Source organism: Nitrosomonas halophila, assembly GCF_900107165.1.
Classification (GTDB): Bacteria; Pseudomonadota; Gammaproteobacteria; order Burkholderiales; family Nitrosomonadaceae; genus Nitrosomonas; species Nitrosomonas halophila.
Genome location: NZ_FNOY01000022.1, coordinates 26,104 through 43,294, shown reverse-complemented (window position 1 = coordinate 43,294; position 17,191 = coordinate 26,104). Strand labels below are relative to the sequence as shown.

Here is a 17,191-nt window from a genome sequence, read left to right as displayed (position 1 = left end):
GACTTAAAAAAACGCTACTGGGGGCGCCATTTTTGGGCGCGAGGATACTTTTGTGTAACATCAGGAGAACTGACAGAAGAAATGATTCAAAACTATTTGGAGCATCATTTTGAACCTAAAGGTGATGATAATTTCAGAACCGAAAGCTAAACGGGTCTTAAGACCCGTATCCTGACTTTAGTCATTGTCACTAACCCACCAGCTTTAGCTGGTGGTTGTTTAGTTGCAATTTCCAGTAGCTGGATACTGCTGTGTATCTGGCTTGAAAAATATCCAAAAAACAGAAAAGAATTCATGCGGAATTATTGGAAGAGAATCTTCCAAACCATGTCATCGACAGAAAATTCATTGACTTTAGTCAAAATTGAAGTCACTGAGGGTGGCCTGGTCTCCCCGAACAGCAAGCGTTCAGCCCTGGATTTATCGCGCTGCAAAAAGCTAAAGAATCCAAAAATATGAGTCGTTAGCGCAATATGCGTATTCGGAGGAGAGCGGTAGGAATATGGTCACTATCGAGATGGATTCGGCTGGTCGCATACAGCTAGCGTCCTATAGAAACAGTTTTTTCACGCACAGATAGGGCCTATTGAGCGTGAGAGCCAAATCGATTCCCAAAGGCTTCACCCTGCTGGAGCTAATGATTGTTCTCAGCCTGGCCGCTGTTCTGGTTTCCATCGCCATGCCGGGTTATCAAACCTTGATGGCGCGGACGCAATTGTCTGCGCGGGCCAATGAGTTACTGGCCTCACTTCATTACACCCGCTCCGAGGCGGTGAAGCGGGGTATGAGGGTCACCATCTGTAAAAGCGCGGATGGCGGCAGCTGTGTCGACACGGGCGACTGGCAGGCTGGGTGGCTGATTTTCAGCGATGGAGGCAAGGCCGGCACGATTGATGGCGGTGACCAGGTGCTGAGGGTCTTTACGGGACTGCATGGCATGACACTCAAGGCCGATAACCAGTTCAAAAACTGGATCTCATTCCTGCCAAACGGGCGTAGCCGCGGCAGTGGAAATTTGCCGAACGGCTCGTTCTATCTTTGTCATGCCGAGCAAGGGCGAAGAATCATCATCAATCATTCAGGCCGGCCAAGAGTGGATGTCGCGGCGTTCTCATGCTGAAAATAAAACAGCACACCCATCAGGCGTTGCAGGCAGGCTTCAGTTTGCTGGAAATCCTGGTGACAGTCATCATTCTGGGCATCGGTCTGCTTGGATTGGCTGGCCTGCAATCGATAGGGCTGACTTACAGCCAAAGCGCGAGTTTCCGTTCTATGGCTTCCATGCTGGCCTACAGCATGCTGGACAGTATGCGGGCCAATCGGGGCGAAGCCGGCCAGGGTAACTATAACTTTGCGATTGGCGCAGCCAAGCCTGCTGGCAGTACGATTCCCGAACAGGATTTGATCCAGTGGCTGAATGAGTTGGCATTAAGCCTGCCTGCCGGAACTGGTGCGATCGATGTGGACGCCAGCAATAAAGTGACCATCACCATTCAATGGGATGACAGCCGTGGTGCCTTGCCTGTCCAGCAACTGGTCGTGACAACCCGGTTATGAGAACGTCATGAACCGGCGTGCTGGTGCTCGAACATATATCCACAAGGAACGGGGGCTGACGTTGGTCGAAATGATGGTGGCACTGACGATCGGACTGGTGCTGCTGGAGGGGCTGGGTACGATGTTATTTTCCAGTCAGCGCACTTATCGCGTCAACGAGGCACTGGCAAGAATTCAGGAAAATGCGCGTTATGCATTTCAGATTCTATCCAGGGATATACGCATGGCAGGTTATCAAGGGTGTGGAGGAAGTGATGTAGGACTCAACAACACCTTGAATAATGCCACGGATTTTTTCTGGAACTTTGGTGTGCCGTTGGAAGGATTTGAAGCCATTGGGTCGAGCGCCTGGATGCCTGCATTGCCATCTCCAGCCGGCACGATACCAAGTCCCCTGGGCGGGCGGGATATTATTGTCGTGCGTGGCGTCGATGGGGATGAAAACCGAGTCCTGTCGCATCCGGAGAGCAGCCCGCCCGGTGCTGCCGATCTTGGGGTATCGGCAGGTAGTGGACTGGAACTCGGCGACATTGTACTGGTGGCTGATTGTGTTGCTGCCGCTGTTTTTCAGGTGACACATAGGCATATGTCAGCGGGGCAGGATATTCTGGCGCATGATACCGGAACGGGTACACCCGGTAACCGGACCCGGGCTTTGGGCAAGGTATACGTCGATGGTGAGGTGATGCGCATGCTGACGCGTACTTACTATATTCGAAACAACCCCAACAAAATTCCAGCCCTGTATTGGAAAAGGGGAACGATGGCCGCTGAGGAGCTGATAGAAGGGGTGGAGAATATGCAAATTCAATATGGGGAGGATCTGGATGGGAATCGGTCGGCAGATGTTTACCGGTCTGCTGATCAGGTTGTGGACTGGGGTGCTGTGGTCAGCGTGCGCATCAGCCTGCTGCTACAGTCAGTGGAAGACGGGATTGTCAGCCATCCTCAAACCTATCGCTTCAACGGTATGACGACCACAGCCACGGATCGACGGCTCAGGCGGACATTCTCAACCGTGATCGCGCTGCGTAACCGGACTTCCTGATTCATCAACAAGATGAACATGAAATCGACAATTTGTACTTTTGATAAAATATATGGGGTATGCGAATTGCGACTGATCGCGTTGGCAAGGTCGGATCAATGATTGTGGATAAAATGGCAACTTTTCCTTGCGCACAACGTGGCATCGTACTGCTGACAGGCCTTATTTTTCTGGTTGTCCTGACCTTGCTGGGAACGAGTGCCCTGCAGGGAACGCTGCTGGAAGAAAGAATGGCCGGTAATCTGCGCGATGAAACAATGGCCTTCCAGGCAGCGGAAGCCGCATTGCGTTCGGCAGAAGCATTCTTGCAACAAGCCGCACTGCCAGCTTTTGATGGGTCCGGTGGACTTTATCATCATGTATTTGCGCCGGTGCCTGATCCTGTTGGCTGGCCTGAATGGGAAACCCATGGCAGACTGGTTGAAGGCATTATCGATGATGTAGCTAGCCAACCCAGATATGTGATCGAGCAATTGGTAAGTGTGCCTGCCATGGGATCAGGTGGCAGTGCGCAGCAATCCGGTAATTCAGCGCATGCAAACCTGTTTCGCATCATTTCCCGAGGGGTGGGCGGGACCCGGTCGGCCGTGGTGTTATTACAGAGCACTTATCAACGATAGGCCGATGCTGCCAACCAGGAATAATATGCCAGCTACAGCCGGATACTTTCTGACCGGGGGATGGTTGCTATGGATGCCATTGCAGGCAGTGGCTGTGCTGCCTCTGGTCGACGTGCCGTTGTCCTTGATGCCAGCTATTGATCCGAACATCATTGTTACGTTAGACGATTCGGGTTCGATGCAGTCGGAAATTGTGCCTGAAGGGCTGATTGTGGAGGACGCACGTTTTGTTTATCCGAGAGCGGTTGGCGTTTATGGCGGAGATGACCATGCCAACCGGGTGGTCGATTTTGATCTGGACAATTGGCGCGCAGCCATGCTGCGTACCAGCAGTATCAACAAGATCTACTATGATCCTGCAGTGCGCTATCTTCCCTGGAGCCAGGCAGATGGTACGTTGATGCGTGATGCCGACAAGGCCTGTGCGGCGCATAATCCATTCAATACAGGTGCAGGCTGCCGGGATTTGCGTGCGGACAATACCCAGCATGCCGACTGGCTCGACAGTGGCAGCAGCTGGCAGGCAGAGAGCCGCACTTTCTTTCCTGCAGTCTATTTTCAGTACCACGGTGGGGCTATCAATTCTGCTGACAGTTATTCCCGGATTGAAATCAAACCCGCTCGACCGTATTACGATGGTGGACCGGGTAGAACTGATTGTGCCATGGCGCCTGTTTGCAGCTATGCGGAAGAAATTCAGAATTTCGCGAACTGGTATACCTATTACCGCTCGCGTATTTTGCTGGTACGGGCGGTAGTGGGGCGGATGTTCGCCGCTCAAGGCGGCAATATGCGAGTGGGGTTCGCTGCCATCAACCAGGGCGGCAGCAATGTGGACGGACTGACAACGGAAACGCTGGTCGCTGGTGTCAGGCAATTTTCCGGTGCGCATCGAGACGCTTTCTACGATATGCTCTACGAGCACACTATCTCGACACTGAATTCGCCTTTGCGTCAAGCGATGAGTAACGTCGGCCGGTATTTGATGCGTACCGATGACCAAGGTCCGTGGAGCGACACACCTGGCCAGAGTGGTGGTATCCAGGCGGCATGCCGGCAGAATTATCATATCCTGGTGACCGATGGTGGTTGGAATGGTGCGGCACCTGCCGGGATAGGCAATGCGGACAATACGGCTGGCCCGAGTCATATTCATCATCGCTCCCATGCTGCGCCAGCGACTTGCCGGTATGAACCCGCCTTGCCTTATGCGGACGATTACAGTGATACGCTCGCCGATATAGCGATGCATTACTGGAAAAATGATCTGCGGCCGGATCTCGAGAACAAGGTGCCGGTCAATGCCAGGAATCCGGCCTTCTGGCAGCATATGGTGAATTTCATGATTGGGGTGGATGCCCACGGGACGCGCACCGGCTTGCCGAGCGGGCCGGAGAGCTGGCCTGATCCAGTGCCCGATGACCATTATGCTGAGAAAATCGATGATCTTTGGCATGCCGCAGTCAACAGTCGAGGTAGGTTTTTTAGTGCTCTTGATCTCATCTCGTCTATTGACAGATTGCACGACGCTCTCATTCCAGGGGTTGCCGGTCTGGATTCGGGGACTGCGGTCACGACCAATTCCAGCCGCGTTGCCGGTGATGCGCAAGTCTATCAGGCCAAATTCAACAGTTCGGATTGGAGCGGTCGGCTTTATGCATTCACTCTGGCGCCTGACGCATCGCCCGGCGCCATGCGCTGGGAAGCCTCTGCGCAATTGCCAGGGCATGCCAGCCGTTCGATCTACACGCACAATGGCGCGCAGGGCCTGGCATTTACCGCTGCCAATTTTTCCCGGCTATCGGTTCAGCAGCAGCTGGCACTGAATACAAATATGGCAGGGGACAACGATGGACTGGGCGCATCACGCCTAAATTGGTTGCGCGGTGACCAAACTGCTGAAGTGAATCGGGGTGGCATGTTGCGTCAGCGTGACAATGGCGTGCTGGGTGCAATCGTCAATTCTGATTTATTGTATGTGCAGGCCCTGGATTTCGGTTATGGTGCTTTCCCTGCGGACATGCCCGGTCGGGCCGCTTATCCTGCTTACGTCCATATGAATACCAGTCGTACGCCGGTCATCTATGCCGGTGCCAACGATGGCATGCTGCACGCTTTCCATGCCGAAACCGGCAGAGAATTGTTCGCTTACGTTCCCGAATCGGTTTATGCAAATCTGAGCCGGCTCACTTCACCCGATTATGCATACCGCCCTTATGTCGATGGCGACGCTTACGCTGGCGATGCCTATATTGGTGCTCCGAGTGGCTGGAAGACGATTCTGCTGGGAACATTGGGCGGTGGTGGAAAAAGTGTATTTGCGCTGGATATTACCACCCCAGAAAGTTTTTCTGCAGCATCCGTGCTCTGGGAGTTTTCCGATCCCGATTTGGGGTATGTTCATGGCCAGGCAAAGATTGCGCTGTTGAATAATGGTGACTGGGCCGCGATTATCGGCAATGGCTATCACAGCGACAGTGGCCGGTCCTATTTATTGATCGTCAATCTGCAGACAGGTGAACTGATCAAGAAAATTGCCACCGATGCCAGTATCCATAACGGCCTTTCCAGCCCGGCATTGGTCGATAGCAATGGCGACAGGCGCATCGATATCGTCTATGCCGGGGATCTGCAAGGCAATATTTGGAAGTTCGATCTATCGCACAGCGATCCAGCCCGATGGGGTGTGGCGTATCAGTCCGGCAGCAGTAACCACCCATTGTTTACTGCTAGAAATGCGGACAACCAGGTGCAACCCATCACATCCCCGCTGGAGATTGGCCACCATCCCGAAGGCGGGTATGCCATCTTTTTTGGCACCGGCCAATTTATGACTGCAGGAGACCGTAGTGACACCCGGGTGCAGAGTGTTTACGGAATCTGGGACAACGGCAGCAGAATTCCAGAAACAGACCGCAGCGTGTTGCAGGCACAAACAATTGTGAGTGAAACGGGGGCATCTTTTGCCAAACGAAGCGTGTCGAATGAGAGCGTTGATTGGCAGACCAAGCGGGGTTGGTATATCGATTTGCTGGCACCCTCAACGGCATCGCCGGACGGGGAGCGTGCCGTCATGATGCCAAGGTTGAATCACGGACGGATTGTGTTTGCGACGCTGATTCCTTCCCGTGATCCATGCGAAGCGGGTGGCCGACATTGGGTTATGCTGTTGGACGCTGAAACGGGTGGCATGCTGACCACGCCCCAATTCGACACCAATGCCGATGGCCGATTCGACAGCGATGACGACAGGGTGGCCGGCATGGGTTCAGAGGGAATACGCGGGCAATCGGTCATGATGGACGCGGGCGGTTCCATTCATATCCTGGCTGCGACCACTTCGGATGGATTGGAAAATATCCTCATCCGCAATCCTGCCCCTTGGCCGCGCCGATCCTGGAAACAGATACAGTAACAGATTGTTAGGGCTCGTTAATGAATAACTTGGGCATACGTTGTTACGTCTTCGGGAAAGATGCAAGGCGCGAGGCGAAGCCGAATGGTCGTTCCATTCGCAAGCCTCGCAACGCCGCAGATGCCCGAATACGCAACAACCCTTCGGGCTGGGGTTGCTTTTGGCGCATACCGGCGTTGCAAGCCACTTGTTGTGAATGACACAACGGCGTGTCTTGCGCCTTGGTATGCGCCAAAAGCGACCCCAGCGTATGCCCAAGTTATTCATTAACGAGCCCTTACATCATCACATGGAGGGTGCGAAATGGTATTTGACCGGATGCAAGCCAGAAATGGCGGATTTACCTTGATTGAACTTCTGATTGTGGTGGCAGTGACCGGTATCCTTGCCTCGCTCGCCTATCCTGCCTATCAGGAACATGTCCGGCGTGTGCACCGGTCGGAAGCCAAGATCATTCTGCTGGAGATGGCGCAAGCATTGGAACGAAATTTTACTGAGGTAAATCGTTACGACCGGAATAGTGCGGGTGATATATTCGTGCTGACGGTGACACAGGCGCCTAGAGTGGGTGTGGCCAAATACAGGATTCAGTTTGCATCGGCCATGCCGACTCACAACGCTTACACTCTGGAGGCGATTCCGGTTGGCAGCATGGCTGATGATATGTGCGGCATGCTGACGCTGACACACACGGGTGCAAGAGGCGCTGACGCAAGCGCGGCGGTGACGGCTGCAGAATGCTGGCAGCGCTAGCACTCCGTTCCGCCAAACCGCTTACATGAAATCGTGCCTTCGCCTGTCATGCGTTGTTGCAAATCCTCGCCATAGCTACGGCTATGACTGCGGTTTGCGCCTAGCCTGGCAGGCGAATCCATCGATTTCATTTGTAAGCTAATTGACGGAACGGAGTGCTAGGAGGCTGTCCGAGAATAGACTGATCTACTGCGGACGATTCTGGCTGGCTGGATTTTCCGATCCTTTTCGTTAAATAGAACCACTATTCACCTCTTAGGGCTCGTTAATGAATAACTTGGGCATACGTTGTTACGTATTCGGGAAAGATGCAAGGCGCGAGGCGAAGCCGAATGGTTATTCCATTCGCAAGCCTCGCAACGCCGCAGATGCCCGAATACGCAACAACCCTTCGGGCTGGGGTCGCTTTTGGCGCATACCGGCGTTGCAAGCCACTTGTTGTGAATGACACAACGGCGTGCCTTGCGCCTTGGTCTGCGCCAAAAGCGACCCCAGCGTATGCTCAAGTTATTCATTAACGAGCCCTAATGATCGAAAAATCCCGCTCAACCAGCCTCGCCCTTGCTACGATCGCTATTCTCGGACAGCCTCCTAGCTTTTGTGGGATCAGGCAGGTTCCCTGCCGGAAGGATCCTCAATGCGGAAATCGATGTCGACCTTGGACCATGCCTCGGTTTCGTTGCTCAGCAGGGTCTCGGTCAATGGGTTGCATTCCAGCCATGATTGTGGAATGCATAGCCGGCAGCATGGGTTGTCAATCGATAATGACATTTCAGGCAGGTCAATATGTGTGCGGCTGCGGTGGAATATGGCCGCTAATCGCAAGGCGATCGAGCGGGAGAGATCAATGGGATCAGAGAGAAAATCCCTGACTTTGGTCAGTGAGCCCTGGTGTGAAAGTACCAGCTGGCTAAGCTGTCTTTGTTCCATCCTGGAAAAGCCGGGGATATCAGCATTGTCAAGAATATAGGCCGAATGTTTGTGATAGCTGGTATGCGCGACTGAAATGCCGATTTCATGCAGTCGAGCTGCCCAGGCAAGCAGTTTCAGGGCATCTTCCGCTTCTTCTTGGTCGGTATGATGGGCCAACAGCTGCTTGCCGAAAAAGATCGCCAGCGATTCGATGCGGGCAGCCTGAACCGGATCGATCCGATAGCGTTGCATAAATTCCTGCACGGATACTTCCCGCATGTCTTCCTTGTGGAAGCGGCCCAGCATGTCGTAGAGCACACCCAGGCGGAGCGCGCCGGTCGTGACTGCCATGCGCTCGATGCGCAGTTCGGTGAAGGCTGCTGACAGGATGGCAAATCCACCCGCAATCACTTGTTTGCGCCTGGGATTCAATCCGTTGAGGCTGAGCTTCCTGGCATCACCGATTTTGATCAGCGTTTCGCGCAGCCTTTCCAGTCCAGCGGGTGTAATGGATTCGTCGTCGGCATTTTCTTGATAGTTGTTCAGCATGAGAATGCGGGCGATCGCGCGGGCGGTACCGGATGCGCCATAGGCCTCCTGCCAGTGGGTGGAAGAGAATTCGGCTGAGACCGCTTGCAGTTCTGTCCGTGCAGCGAGCTCCGCGCGCTTCATCGCGCCTTTGGTGATTTTTCCATCAGGAAAGAATCGCTGGCTATGATTGATACAGCCGAAATAAAGGCTTTCCAGTTTTCTGGATTCCAGTCGGTTGCCGACAATGAGTTCGGTCGAGCCTCCGCCGATATCGATGACAAACCGGTTGTTATCGGCGGCCGGCAGGCTATGCGCCACACCCAGGTAAATGAGGCGCGCTTCCTCATGACCGGCGATGATTTCAATTGGAAAGCCCAGTGCCTGCTCAGCTTTGTCGAGAAAGCTGGCTGCATTTCTGGCAACGCGCAGCGAATTTGTCCCGACCACCCGAACCGCATGTAGCGGAAAACCGCGCAAGCGCTCCCCAAAGCGTTCAAGGCAGACAATTGCACGACTCTGGGACGCTTCATCGAGCATTTCGTCGGCGGAGAGGCCAGCCGCAAGCTGTACCATTTCTTTCAGACTGTCCAGTGGGTAAAGCTGCTTGTCCACGACCCGTGCCACTTGCAAGTGAAAGCTGTTGGAACCTAGATCAACTGCGGCAAGCGTTGAGTATTCATGCATGGCTGTCGGCTTGTGATCTGTAAAGGAGGTTTTATTTTCTTATTTCATGTTCGAGTTCATCTGCTGTGACATGGCGTACATCCTTGCCTTTTACCATGTAAACCACGTATTCAGACATGTTCTTTGCATGATCGCCGATCCGTTCGATTGCCTTGGCCGCAAAAAGAATTTCGATCGCGGTAGAGATCTTGCGGGGATCTTCCATCATGAAAGTGATCAGTTGGCGAATAATCGAGCGGAATTCTTCATCCACCTGTTCATCCTGACGCACAATTTCTGCCGACGCATTCGGATCCAGCCGGGCGAAAGCGTCGAGCGCCTTGTGCAACATGTTGATAGCGATGTTGGCGATATGCTTGATTTCAACAAAGCGCGGGACGTACATGCGGTCGGCAGAATAAATCAGCTTCGCCATACGCGCGATTTTTGCGGCTTCATCCCCCATTCGTTCCAGGTCGGTGATGGTATTGATCACGGTCATGATCATGCGCAGATCACCGGCAGCAGGTTGTCTGCGTGCGATGATTTGGCAACAGAGCTCATCGATTTTGACTTCCATGGCGTTGACACGATGATCGTTGTCGATCACCTGTTCGATCATGTGTTCATTACCTTCAGTCAATGCCTCGACGGCGCGCTCGATCTGTTCTTCAACCAGCCCTCCCATTTGTAATACACGTGTGCGAACATCTTCTAGGTCGGCGTCGAATTTTTTTGAAATATGCTCTTTGTGGTTCATTTTGGGATCCTGCAGAGAAGCGATTATGCGATTTTATGTCTGAATGATGATACTTTTATTGCAAAGGGCGCTGTAACAGGAAGATGCGTGTGGATCAGGACAGCGAAGCGTGCAATCTGCTCGTTTCGCTGCCATGCATGTTCAACAGCCGGTCAGACCGTGATGGTTTCCACGCCGTGATCGGTGCCCAGCAGCAATAGATTGGCACCTCTTCTGGCAAACAATCCATTGGTTACAACGCCCGTCAGTTGGTTGAGCGTGGTTTCCAGCTCGACGGGGTTCATGATATGCAGATTATGCACATCCAGGATGACGTTTCCGTTATCGGTTTTGAATCCTTGGCGCAATGCCGGCTGTCCGCCCAGTAATGCAATTTCACGTGCGACATAACTGCGCGCCATCGGTATGACCTCAACAGGCAGGGGGAATTTTCCCAATATGTCGACCAGTTTGGTTTGATCGGCAATACAAATGAACTTTCTGGCAACCGCGGCTACAATTTTCTCGCGCGTCAAGGCGCCACCGCCTCCTTTGATCATATGCAAGTGACGGGTGATTTCATCTGCGCCGTCCACATAGACCGGCAAATCCGTGACGGAGTTGAGGTCCAGGACTTCGATCCCGTGCTTTCTGAGACGCTCAGTAGTCGCTTCGGAGCTGGCTACCGCGCCTTCGATTTTATGCTTGATCTTGGCCAGCTCGTCAATAAAAAGATTGGCTGTTGAACCAGTGCCGACGCCGATCACGCTGCCAACCGGCACATGTTGTATGGCGGCCTGAGCAACCGCCAGTTTTTGTTCGTCTTGTGTCATGATAATTTTATGGCTAATTCCGGAAACCCGGCATCAAATAGAGGCATGATGCCGGCGCATTGAGGAATTTGCCGGATTGGGGGTGAATGGATCAGCTTTTTGGCTCTGGCTTTGGTTTCGGTAGCGCGATGATTGTTGCCTCTGGCAACCTAAAGCATGGCTTTTTTCACTTGCTGATCAGCATCTCCTTTGTCCGGCTTACTCCCGGCTAGGAAGCTGTCCGAGAATAGCGATCGTAGCGAGGGCGAAGCTGGCTGAGCGGGATTTTTCGTTCATTTGAGGCGAATAGTGGTTCTATTCAACGAAAAGGATCGAAAAATCCCGCCTGGCAGGTTCGTCCGCAGTAGATCAGTCTATTATTCTCGAGCAGTCTCCTAGGTAACATACCCTTGGCTTTAAGCGTACCATAACTTCAGGCGAGTATAATCATTGAATCAATCAAAGCTGATGGCAATCGTACTGGTTGCGGTTCGATTTCAGCATGAACAGGCAGGATGCGCATCTTGGTCATTACAGGCGTAACCGGGCGGGCGATGCAGGATTTTATGTTGAAATAGGGAAAGGTTGATTTTGATATTTCCAAGGCATGAACGGATGGTTGAACGGAGGTGGAGATGAGCGCAATCAAACTGCTTCCAGATGGTCTGATCAATCAAATTGCAGCTGGGGAGGTGATCGAGCGTCCAGCTTCTGTGCTGAAAGAGCTCCTGGAGAATGCCATCGATGCCGGTGCAACCGATATTGCGGTAACGATTGCACAAGGGGGACTCAAGCAGATTCGCGTCAGTGACAATGGCGTGGGAATTCCCAGCGACGAGCTGTCGCTGGCTCTCATGCGTCACGCAACCAGCAAGATCAGCAATCAGGCGGATTTGCAGAAAATTACCAGCCTGGGTTTTCGGGGAGAAGGTCTGGCCAGTATCGCCTCCGTTTCATATTTGCAGCTCATCAGTCAGCGATCGGGTGCACAACATGCCTGGCAGATCCAGGCAGAAGGCGGGCAGATTTCTCAGCCTGAGCCGGCTTCTCATCCGGCTGGTACGACTCTGGAAATTCGCGATCTTTTCTTTAACTTGCCAGCACGTCGCAAATTTCTCAAAACCGAGGCGACCGAATTTGCGCATTGTGAAGAAGTATTCCGGCGCATGGCATTGTCTCATGCTGGCATTGCTTTCACCCTGCGGCATAACGGCAAATTGCGCAGTCACTGGCAAGCGATGGCGGTCGAACGGCGTGTGCGTGAGGTGTTGAGCGAAGAATTTGCGCAAGCCGCGACCTGGGTGAGTGAATGTTCGGCAGGCATTGGCTTGCAGGGCATGCTTGCGTTGCCGGCCTACTCACGCGCCACGCGCGATATGCAATACTTTTTTGTCAACGGCCGCTTTGTCAGGGATAAGCTGATTGCCCACGCCCTGCGGGAAGCTTACCGTGATGTGCTGCATTTGGATCGCCATCCGGCGTTTGTCCTGCATCTCGATGTCGATCCAGAGTCGGTCGATGTCAATGTCCATCCGACCAAAACCGAGGTGCGTTTTCGTGATGGGCGCGCAGTGCACCAGTTTATCTATCATGGTGTGAGCAAGGCTTTGGCCTCCCCACGCAGTGCGATCAAGGCACAGCAAACCGCTTCACCCGAGCCGTCTTCTGCCGCAATCCGGCCGCCAGATCATCAGGGTCATGCCGGTGCGGGTTATCTCCGGCAGTCGAATCTGCCGTCCAATGCGCTTGCGCAGCCTTCCTCCTTTTATCAGGTTCTGTTTGGTGATGAAGCCCGCAGGCCATCTGACCCTGGCCAGCCCGCGCCGGGGGAATCCTCGGCAAATCTTCCGCCATTGGGTTTTGCCTTGGGGCAGCTGCATGGCATATATATCCTGGCTCAAAATGCGCGGGGCCTGGTCATTGTCGACATGCATGCCGCCCATGAAAGAATTGTCTATGAAGCGCTTAAATCGAAAATGGACCAGCAGGCGCTGCCCACACAGAGGTTGTTGATACCGGTCACATTTCATGCAGATAGCCTGGATATTGCCACGGTTGAGGAGAACCAGGCGGCCTTGCAGAAACTGGGGCTGGAATTAGCTGCGCTCTCGGCAACGACGCTGGTCGTGCGTGCAGTCCCGGCTATATTGCAGCATGCGGATATCGAAAAACTGGTGCGTGAGATACTGAATGAAATCAGGGACGGGAACCCGGATCAGTTGCTTTCGGCCCGCCGTAACGAGCTGTTGGCCACCATGGCCTGCCATGGTGCCGTACGCGCCAATCGAGCCATGACAATCACCGAAATGAATGAACTGCTCCGTAAAATGGAGGCGACCGAGCGTTCCGATCAATGCAATCACGGCCGGCCAACCTGGTTTGAAATCAGTCTTGCCGAACTGGATAAGATGTTCATGCGCGGGAAATAAATTGGCCGCTTTATAGTTATTGTTTTCGGGTACGCTTGCGCACCTTCCGGTTGTGGTCGAGAAGCTGTTTGATCATGTCATAAAAGCGAGGCAGTTCATGTGCGCAGCAGCAATGATAAGGAGCCGTGAAGGAATGAGTGTTACAGTTATTTATGAGCGACTCCTAAGATTAGAATGAACATGCAAAACGGATAGATATTCAATTAAAAAATTTCAGGAGATGTTATGTACCAAAAAATCCTGGTTCCAGTTGACGGTAGTCCAACTTCAAACCGTGCTGTGCAAGAAGCGGTCAAATTGGCGCAACTGCTAGGTTCCCAACTGGAACTCGTGCATGTTTATGAGGACATCGTTTATCTAATTAGCAAAGACTATATCAGTTACGAAGAATTGCAGAGAACAGTTCGTAGCTGTGGGGAAAAGATACTCACCGAAGCCGAAATGCTCGTCAAAGAAGTTGGCCTGGAGGCTGAAACCAGGATAATTCAGGCGAGCAAGGAGCGCGTTGCGCAACTGCTGGTAGCCGAAGCCGAGCGCTGGCAGGCTGATTTGATCGTTATCGGCACACATGGTCATACAGGCTTTAGCCGGTTGTTGCTTGGCAGTGTGGCAGAAGGTTTGGTGCGGATTGCACCGATTCCCGTCTTGCTGATTCGTGGCCAGGAGCATTGATGCTTGTTGACAGGATGGCAGAAATTAGAACGTAATAAGACTATTGATCTGGGCAGGGGCGCGATAGAAACTGAATATCTTGGTTGATCGAGACCAGCCAGAATTTCGTGCCGACATTGATTAACAATTCCAAGCCAAATCAGGACTTTTCCATGACACAAAACCAGAAAAAGATATCTGCTCAACCATGGCACGCCCATGCGACAAACGAGGTGCTGGAACACTTTAAAAGTGACCCTCGGGGACTCACTCAGGAAGAGGCTGCGCACCGGCTCGAAGCATATGGCCGGAATCGCTTGAAACCCGCGCAGCGCCGGGGACCGTTTAAACGTTTTCTGATGCAGTTTCACAACGTTTTGATCTATGTGCTGCTGGCGGCGGCGGCAGTCACGGCGATGCTCGGCCATCTGGTGGATACCGGCGTTATTCTCGGTGTGGTACTGGTAAATTCAGTCATCGGTTTTATCCAGGAAGGCAAAGCGGAGCGTGCGCTGGATGCAATCCGAAAAATGTTGTCGCCGCATGCAGTCGTGCGCCGAGAAGGCCAGACCCACGAAATTCCAGCCGAGGAGGTGGTGCCTGGCGATATTGTGCTGCTGGTGTCAGGTGACAAAGTGCCTGCCGATCTGCGCTTGTTCGAGGTGCGTACACTGAAAGTGGATGAAGCTGTGTTGACAGGTGAATCCGAGCCAGTGGAAAAGCATGTGAATCCGGTCGAGGAGGAAGCAGGGATCGGAGACCGTCTCTCCATGGCGTATTCCGGTACGCTGGTCACTTATGGTCAGGCAGCTGGCGTTGTCATTGCCACCGGTGAGGCAACTGAAATCGGCCGGATCAGTGCGATGATCGCGAAGGTGGAAGAAATTTCAACGCCGTTGACACGCAAGATGGGCAAGTTCGCCCATTGGTTGACGGGTGCGATTCTGGTTTTTGCCACACTCACGTTCACATTCGGCATTTATTTGCGTGACTATACGGCGGCAGATATGTTTCTGGCTGCAGTCAGCCTCGCGGTTGCCGCCATCCCGGAAGGTCTCCCGGCCATTATGACAATCACGCTGGCAATTGGCGTGCAGCGCATGGCAGGGCGACATGCCATCATTCGGCGGTTGCCTGCGGTGGAAACTCTGGGTTCGGTGACAGTCATCTGCTCCGATAAAACAGGTACGCTTACCCGTAACGAGATGACGGTGCAAAATGTGGTGTGTGGTGATCGGCAATTTTCGGTCACTGGCGTAGGTTACGCCCCCCATGGGGATTTCCTGTTGGCTGATGCCGAGACCGGTCCCGATCAACATGGCGACCTGATAGAGTTGGCACGGGCCGGTTTGCTGTGTAACGATGCTCGGTTGCGGCATAATCAAGATGTTTGGGAACTGGAAGGTGATCCGACCGAGGGTGCGTTGATCACGCTGGCATTGAAGGCGCGCCTCGATCCTGCATCCGAGCAAGAAACGCGGCCGCGCACCGATGTGATTCCATTCGAGTCTGAACACCGTTTCATGGCGACTTTGCATCATGACCATGATGGCCATGTGTTTGCCTACGTCAAGGGTGCCCCGGAGCGGGTGTTGCTGATGTGTGGCAAGGAACGCCACAATGGCCGTGATCGGGAACTGAATCGCGAACACTGGGAATCGCTGATCAATCATCTTGCTTCACAGGGTGAGCGCGTTTTGGCGATCGCCACCAAATGCTTCGATAATGATAAACATGCCCTACAGTTCGGGGATGTGGAAGACAACCTGACTTTACTCGGCTTGGTCGGCATTATCGACCCGCCGCGGGACGAGGCGATTGTCGCGGTTGAAACCTGTCGGGAGGCCGGCATCCGTGTAAAAATGATTACCGGCGATCATTTGATCACTGCGCGTGCGATTGGCAAACAGCTGGGCATTGGTGACGGCATCAAGGCGGTTGAAGGTAAGGATATCGAGTCGCTGGATGATGCCAGTCTGCGCAAACTGGTTGCTGAAGTTGACGTGTTTGCGCGTTCGAGTCCGGAGCACAAGCTGCGACTGGTGGAGGCTCTCCAGGCAAATGATGAAGTGGTGGCGATGACCGGTGATGGCGTGAATGACGCCCCCGCCCTGAAGCGGGCGGATGTCGGTGTGGCGATGGGTGTGAAAGGGACCGAGGCGGCGAAGGAGGCAGCAGAAATGGTGCTGGCCGACGATAACTTTGCTTCGATTGAGCGCGCGATTGAAGAAGGCCGTACTGTCTACGACAATCTCAAGAAATCAATTACCTTTCTGTTGCCGATCAATGGGGGCGAATCGGGTGCGCTGATTGCTGCAATTATCATGGGCGCCACACTGCCGATTACGCCGGTACAGATTTTATGGGTGAATATGGTAAGTTCAGTTGCACTGGCGCTTGCATTGGCATTTGAGCCGACTGAGCCGAATGTGATGCGGCGCGCACCCAGACCGGTGTCTGAACCCATTCTGTCCGGATTCCTAATCTGGCGTATTGCACTGGTTTCAACACTTTTTCTGATCGGTATTTTCGGCATGTTTGAACTGGCGCTTATGCGTGGGGCAGCGCTGGAAGAGGCGCGCACGATTGCAGTCAATACATTGGTCTCGATGGAAGTGTTTTATCTATTCAGTGTGCGTTACTTGCGTGCCCCTTCGTTTACCATGACAGGTATCAAGGGAACGAAGCCGGTTTTGATGGCGGTTGCCACGGTACTCGTATTGCAGCTGATGTTCACGTATGCACCCTTCATGGAAGTGTTCTTCGGCACCCGGCCGCTGGCTGTTATGCAGGGAATAGAGATCGTGCTTGCCGGCGTGGCATTGTTGGTGATACTAGAGTCCGAGAAATGGCTGCGTGGCCTATTGGGATTTACGGCAGAATCGTCGCCTGCGCGTCCACGTTAGCATTCTGGTGGCTTACCACGAATGGACACGAATACACACGAATGATTAGGTGGCAATGCACACATGGATTGAGTTTTGTCATGCAGCAGGACAAATACGTGATAACTGGCCAAATGATGGTCGAAGCACAATCTTTGCATTATTCGTGTTAATTC

At 53.2% G+C, this 17,191-nt stretch carries 13 protein-coding genes; 10 read left to right on the top strand and 3 right to left on the bottom strand.

The window, feature by feature from the left end; translation table 11 throughout:
* The 7 genes from BLV85_RS07095 to BLV85_RS07065 form a co-directional block, all read left to right on the top strand.
* Positions 1-150, top strand: a 150-nt coding sequence (locus tag BLV85_RS07095; RefSeq protein WP_176973882.1) for a transposase, incomplete at its 5' end; no start/stop codon positions are given.
* A 442-nt stretch (positions 151-592) separates the two neighbouring features.
* Positions 593-1,120, top strand: coding sequence for a GspH/FimT family pseudopilin (locus tag BLV85_RS07090; RefSeq protein ID WP_245725120.1), 528 nt, complete (start codon positions 593-595; stop codon positions 1,118-1,120).
* The gene (pilV, locus tag BLV85_RS07085) at positions 1,114-1,557 is read left to right on the top strand and encodes a type IV pilus modification protein PilV (RefSeq protein ID WP_090413695.1); all 444 of its coding nucleotides are present in this window, start codon (positions 1,114-1,116) and stop codon (positions 1,555-1,557) included. The genes BLV85_RS07090 and pilV overlap by 7 nt, the downstream gene beginning before the upstream one ends.
* A 7-nt stretch (positions 1,558-1,564) precedes the next feature.
* A complete protein-coding gene (locus BLV85_RS07080) occupies positions 1,565-2,605 on the top strand; it encodes a PilW family protein (protein ID WP_090413693.1) in 1,041 nt (346 codons plus the stop codon).
* Positions 2,606-2,664: 59 nt separating this feature from the next.
* Positions 2,665-3,225: a pilus assembly PilX family protein gene (locus tag BLV85_RS07075; RefSeq protein ID WP_090413691.1), complete on the top strand. Its 561-nt coding sequence runs from the start codon at positions 2,665-2,667 to the stop codon at positions 3,223-3,225.
* 25 nt (positions 3,226-3,250) lie between these two features.
* Positions 3,251-6,640, top strand: a complete 3,390-nt coding sequence (locus BLV85_RS07070; protein WP_090413689.1) for a pilus assembly protein — start codon at positions 3,251-3,253, stop codon at positions 6,638-6,640.
* 303 nt (positions 6,641-6,943) lie between these two features.
* A complete protein-coding gene (locus BLV85_RS07065) occupies positions 6,944-7,393 on the top strand; it encodes a type IV pilin protein (protein WP_090413687.1) in 450 nt (149 codons plus the stop codon).
* Between the two features lie 606 nt (positions 7,394-7,999).
* Here the strand turns inward: BLV85_RS07065 and ppx are convergent.
* From ppx to rpiA, 3 genes are all read right to left on the bottom strand, one after another.
* Positions 8,000-9,520, bottom strand: coding sequence for an exopolyphosphatase (ppx, locus tag BLV85_RS07060; protein ID WP_090413685.1), 1,521 nt, complete (start codon positions 9,518-9,520; stop codon positions 8,000-8,002).
* A 31-nt stretch (positions 9,521-9,551) separates the two neighbouring features.
* Positions 9,552-10,259 (bottom strand): phosphate signaling complex protein PhoU, encoded by a 708-nt coding sequence (gene phoU / locus BLV85_RS07055; RefSeq protein ID WP_090413683.1) that lies wholly within the window; start codon positions 10,257-10,259, stop codon positions 9,552-9,554.
* A 152-nt stretch (positions 10,260-10,411) separates the two neighbouring features.
* A complete protein-coding gene (gene rpiA / locus BLV85_RS07050) occupies positions 10,412-11,071 on the bottom strand; it encodes a ribose-5-phosphate isomerase RpiA (RefSeq protein WP_176973964.1) in 660 nt (219 codons plus the stop codon).
* A 614-nt stretch (positions 11,072-11,685) separates the two neighbouring features.
* Here rpiA and mutL point away from each other — a divergent pair.
* The 3 genes from mutL (at position 11,686) to BLV85_RS07035 (ending at position 17,036) form a co-directional block, all read left to right on the top strand.
* A complete protein-coding gene (mutL, locus tag BLV85_RS07045) occupies positions 11,686-13,479 on the top strand; it encodes a DNA mismatch repair endonuclease MutL (RefSeq protein ID WP_090413678.1) in 1,794 nt (597 codons plus the stop codon).
* Positions 13,480-13,704: 225 nt separating this feature from the next.
* Positions 13,705-14,151 carry a universal stress protein gene (locus BLV85_RS07040; protein ID WP_090413676.1) on the top strand — a complete coding sequence of 149 codons (447 nt, stop codon included), beginning with the start codon at positions 13,705-13,707 and terminating at the stop codon, positions 14,149-14,151.
* Between the two features lie 152 nt (positions 14,152-14,303).
* The gene (locus BLV85_RS07035; RefSeq protein ID WP_090413711.1) at positions 14,304-17,036 is read left to right on the top strand and encodes a cation-transporting P-type ATPase; all 2,733 of its coding nucleotides are present in this window, start codon (positions 14,304-14,306) and stop codon (positions 17,034-17,036) included.
* Positions 17,037-17,191 lie beyond the last annotated feature (155 nt).

Coding starts and splice junctions, on each gene's coding strand:
- pilV (WP_090413695.1), top strand. CDS start 1,114: ATGCTGAAAATAAAACAGCACACCCATCAGGCGTTGCAGGCAGGCTTC.
- BLV85_RS07080 (WP_090413693.1), top strand. CDS start 1,565: ATGAACCGGCGTGCTGGTGCTCGAACATATATCCACAAGGAACGGGGG.
- BLV85_RS07075 (WP_090413691.1), top strand. CDS start 2,665: ATGCGAATTGCGACTGATCGCGTTGGCAAGGTCGGATCAATGATTGTG.
- BLV85_RS07070 (WP_090413689.1), top strand. CDS start 3,251: ATGCCAGCTACAGCCGGATACTTTCTGACCGGGGGATGGTTGCTATGG.
- BLV85_RS07065 (WP_090413687.1), top strand. CDS start 6,944: ATGGTATTTGACCGGATGCAAGCCAGAAATGGCGGATTTACCTTGATT.
- ppx (WP_090413685.1), bottom strand. CDS start 9,520: ATGCATGAATACTCAACGCTTGCCGCAGTTGATCTAGGTTCCAACAGC.
- phoU (WP_090413683.1), bottom strand. CDS start 10,259: ATGAACCACAAAGAGCATATTTCAAAAAAATTCGACGCCGACCTAGAA.
- rpiA (WP_176973964.1), bottom strand. CDS start 11,071: ATGACACAAGACGAACAAAAACTGGCGGTTGCTCAGGCCGCCATACAA.
- mutL (WP_090413678.1), top strand. CDS start 11,686: ATGAGCGCAATCAAACTGCTTCCAGATGGTCTGATCAATCAAATTGCA.
- BLV85_RS07040 (WP_090413676.1), top strand. CDS start 13,705: ATGTACCAAAAAATCCTGGTTCCAGTTGACGGTAGTCCAACTTCAAAC.
- BLV85_RS07035 (WP_090413711.1), top strand. CDS start 14,304: ATGACACAAAACCAGAAAAAGATATCTGCTCAACCATGGCACGCCCAT.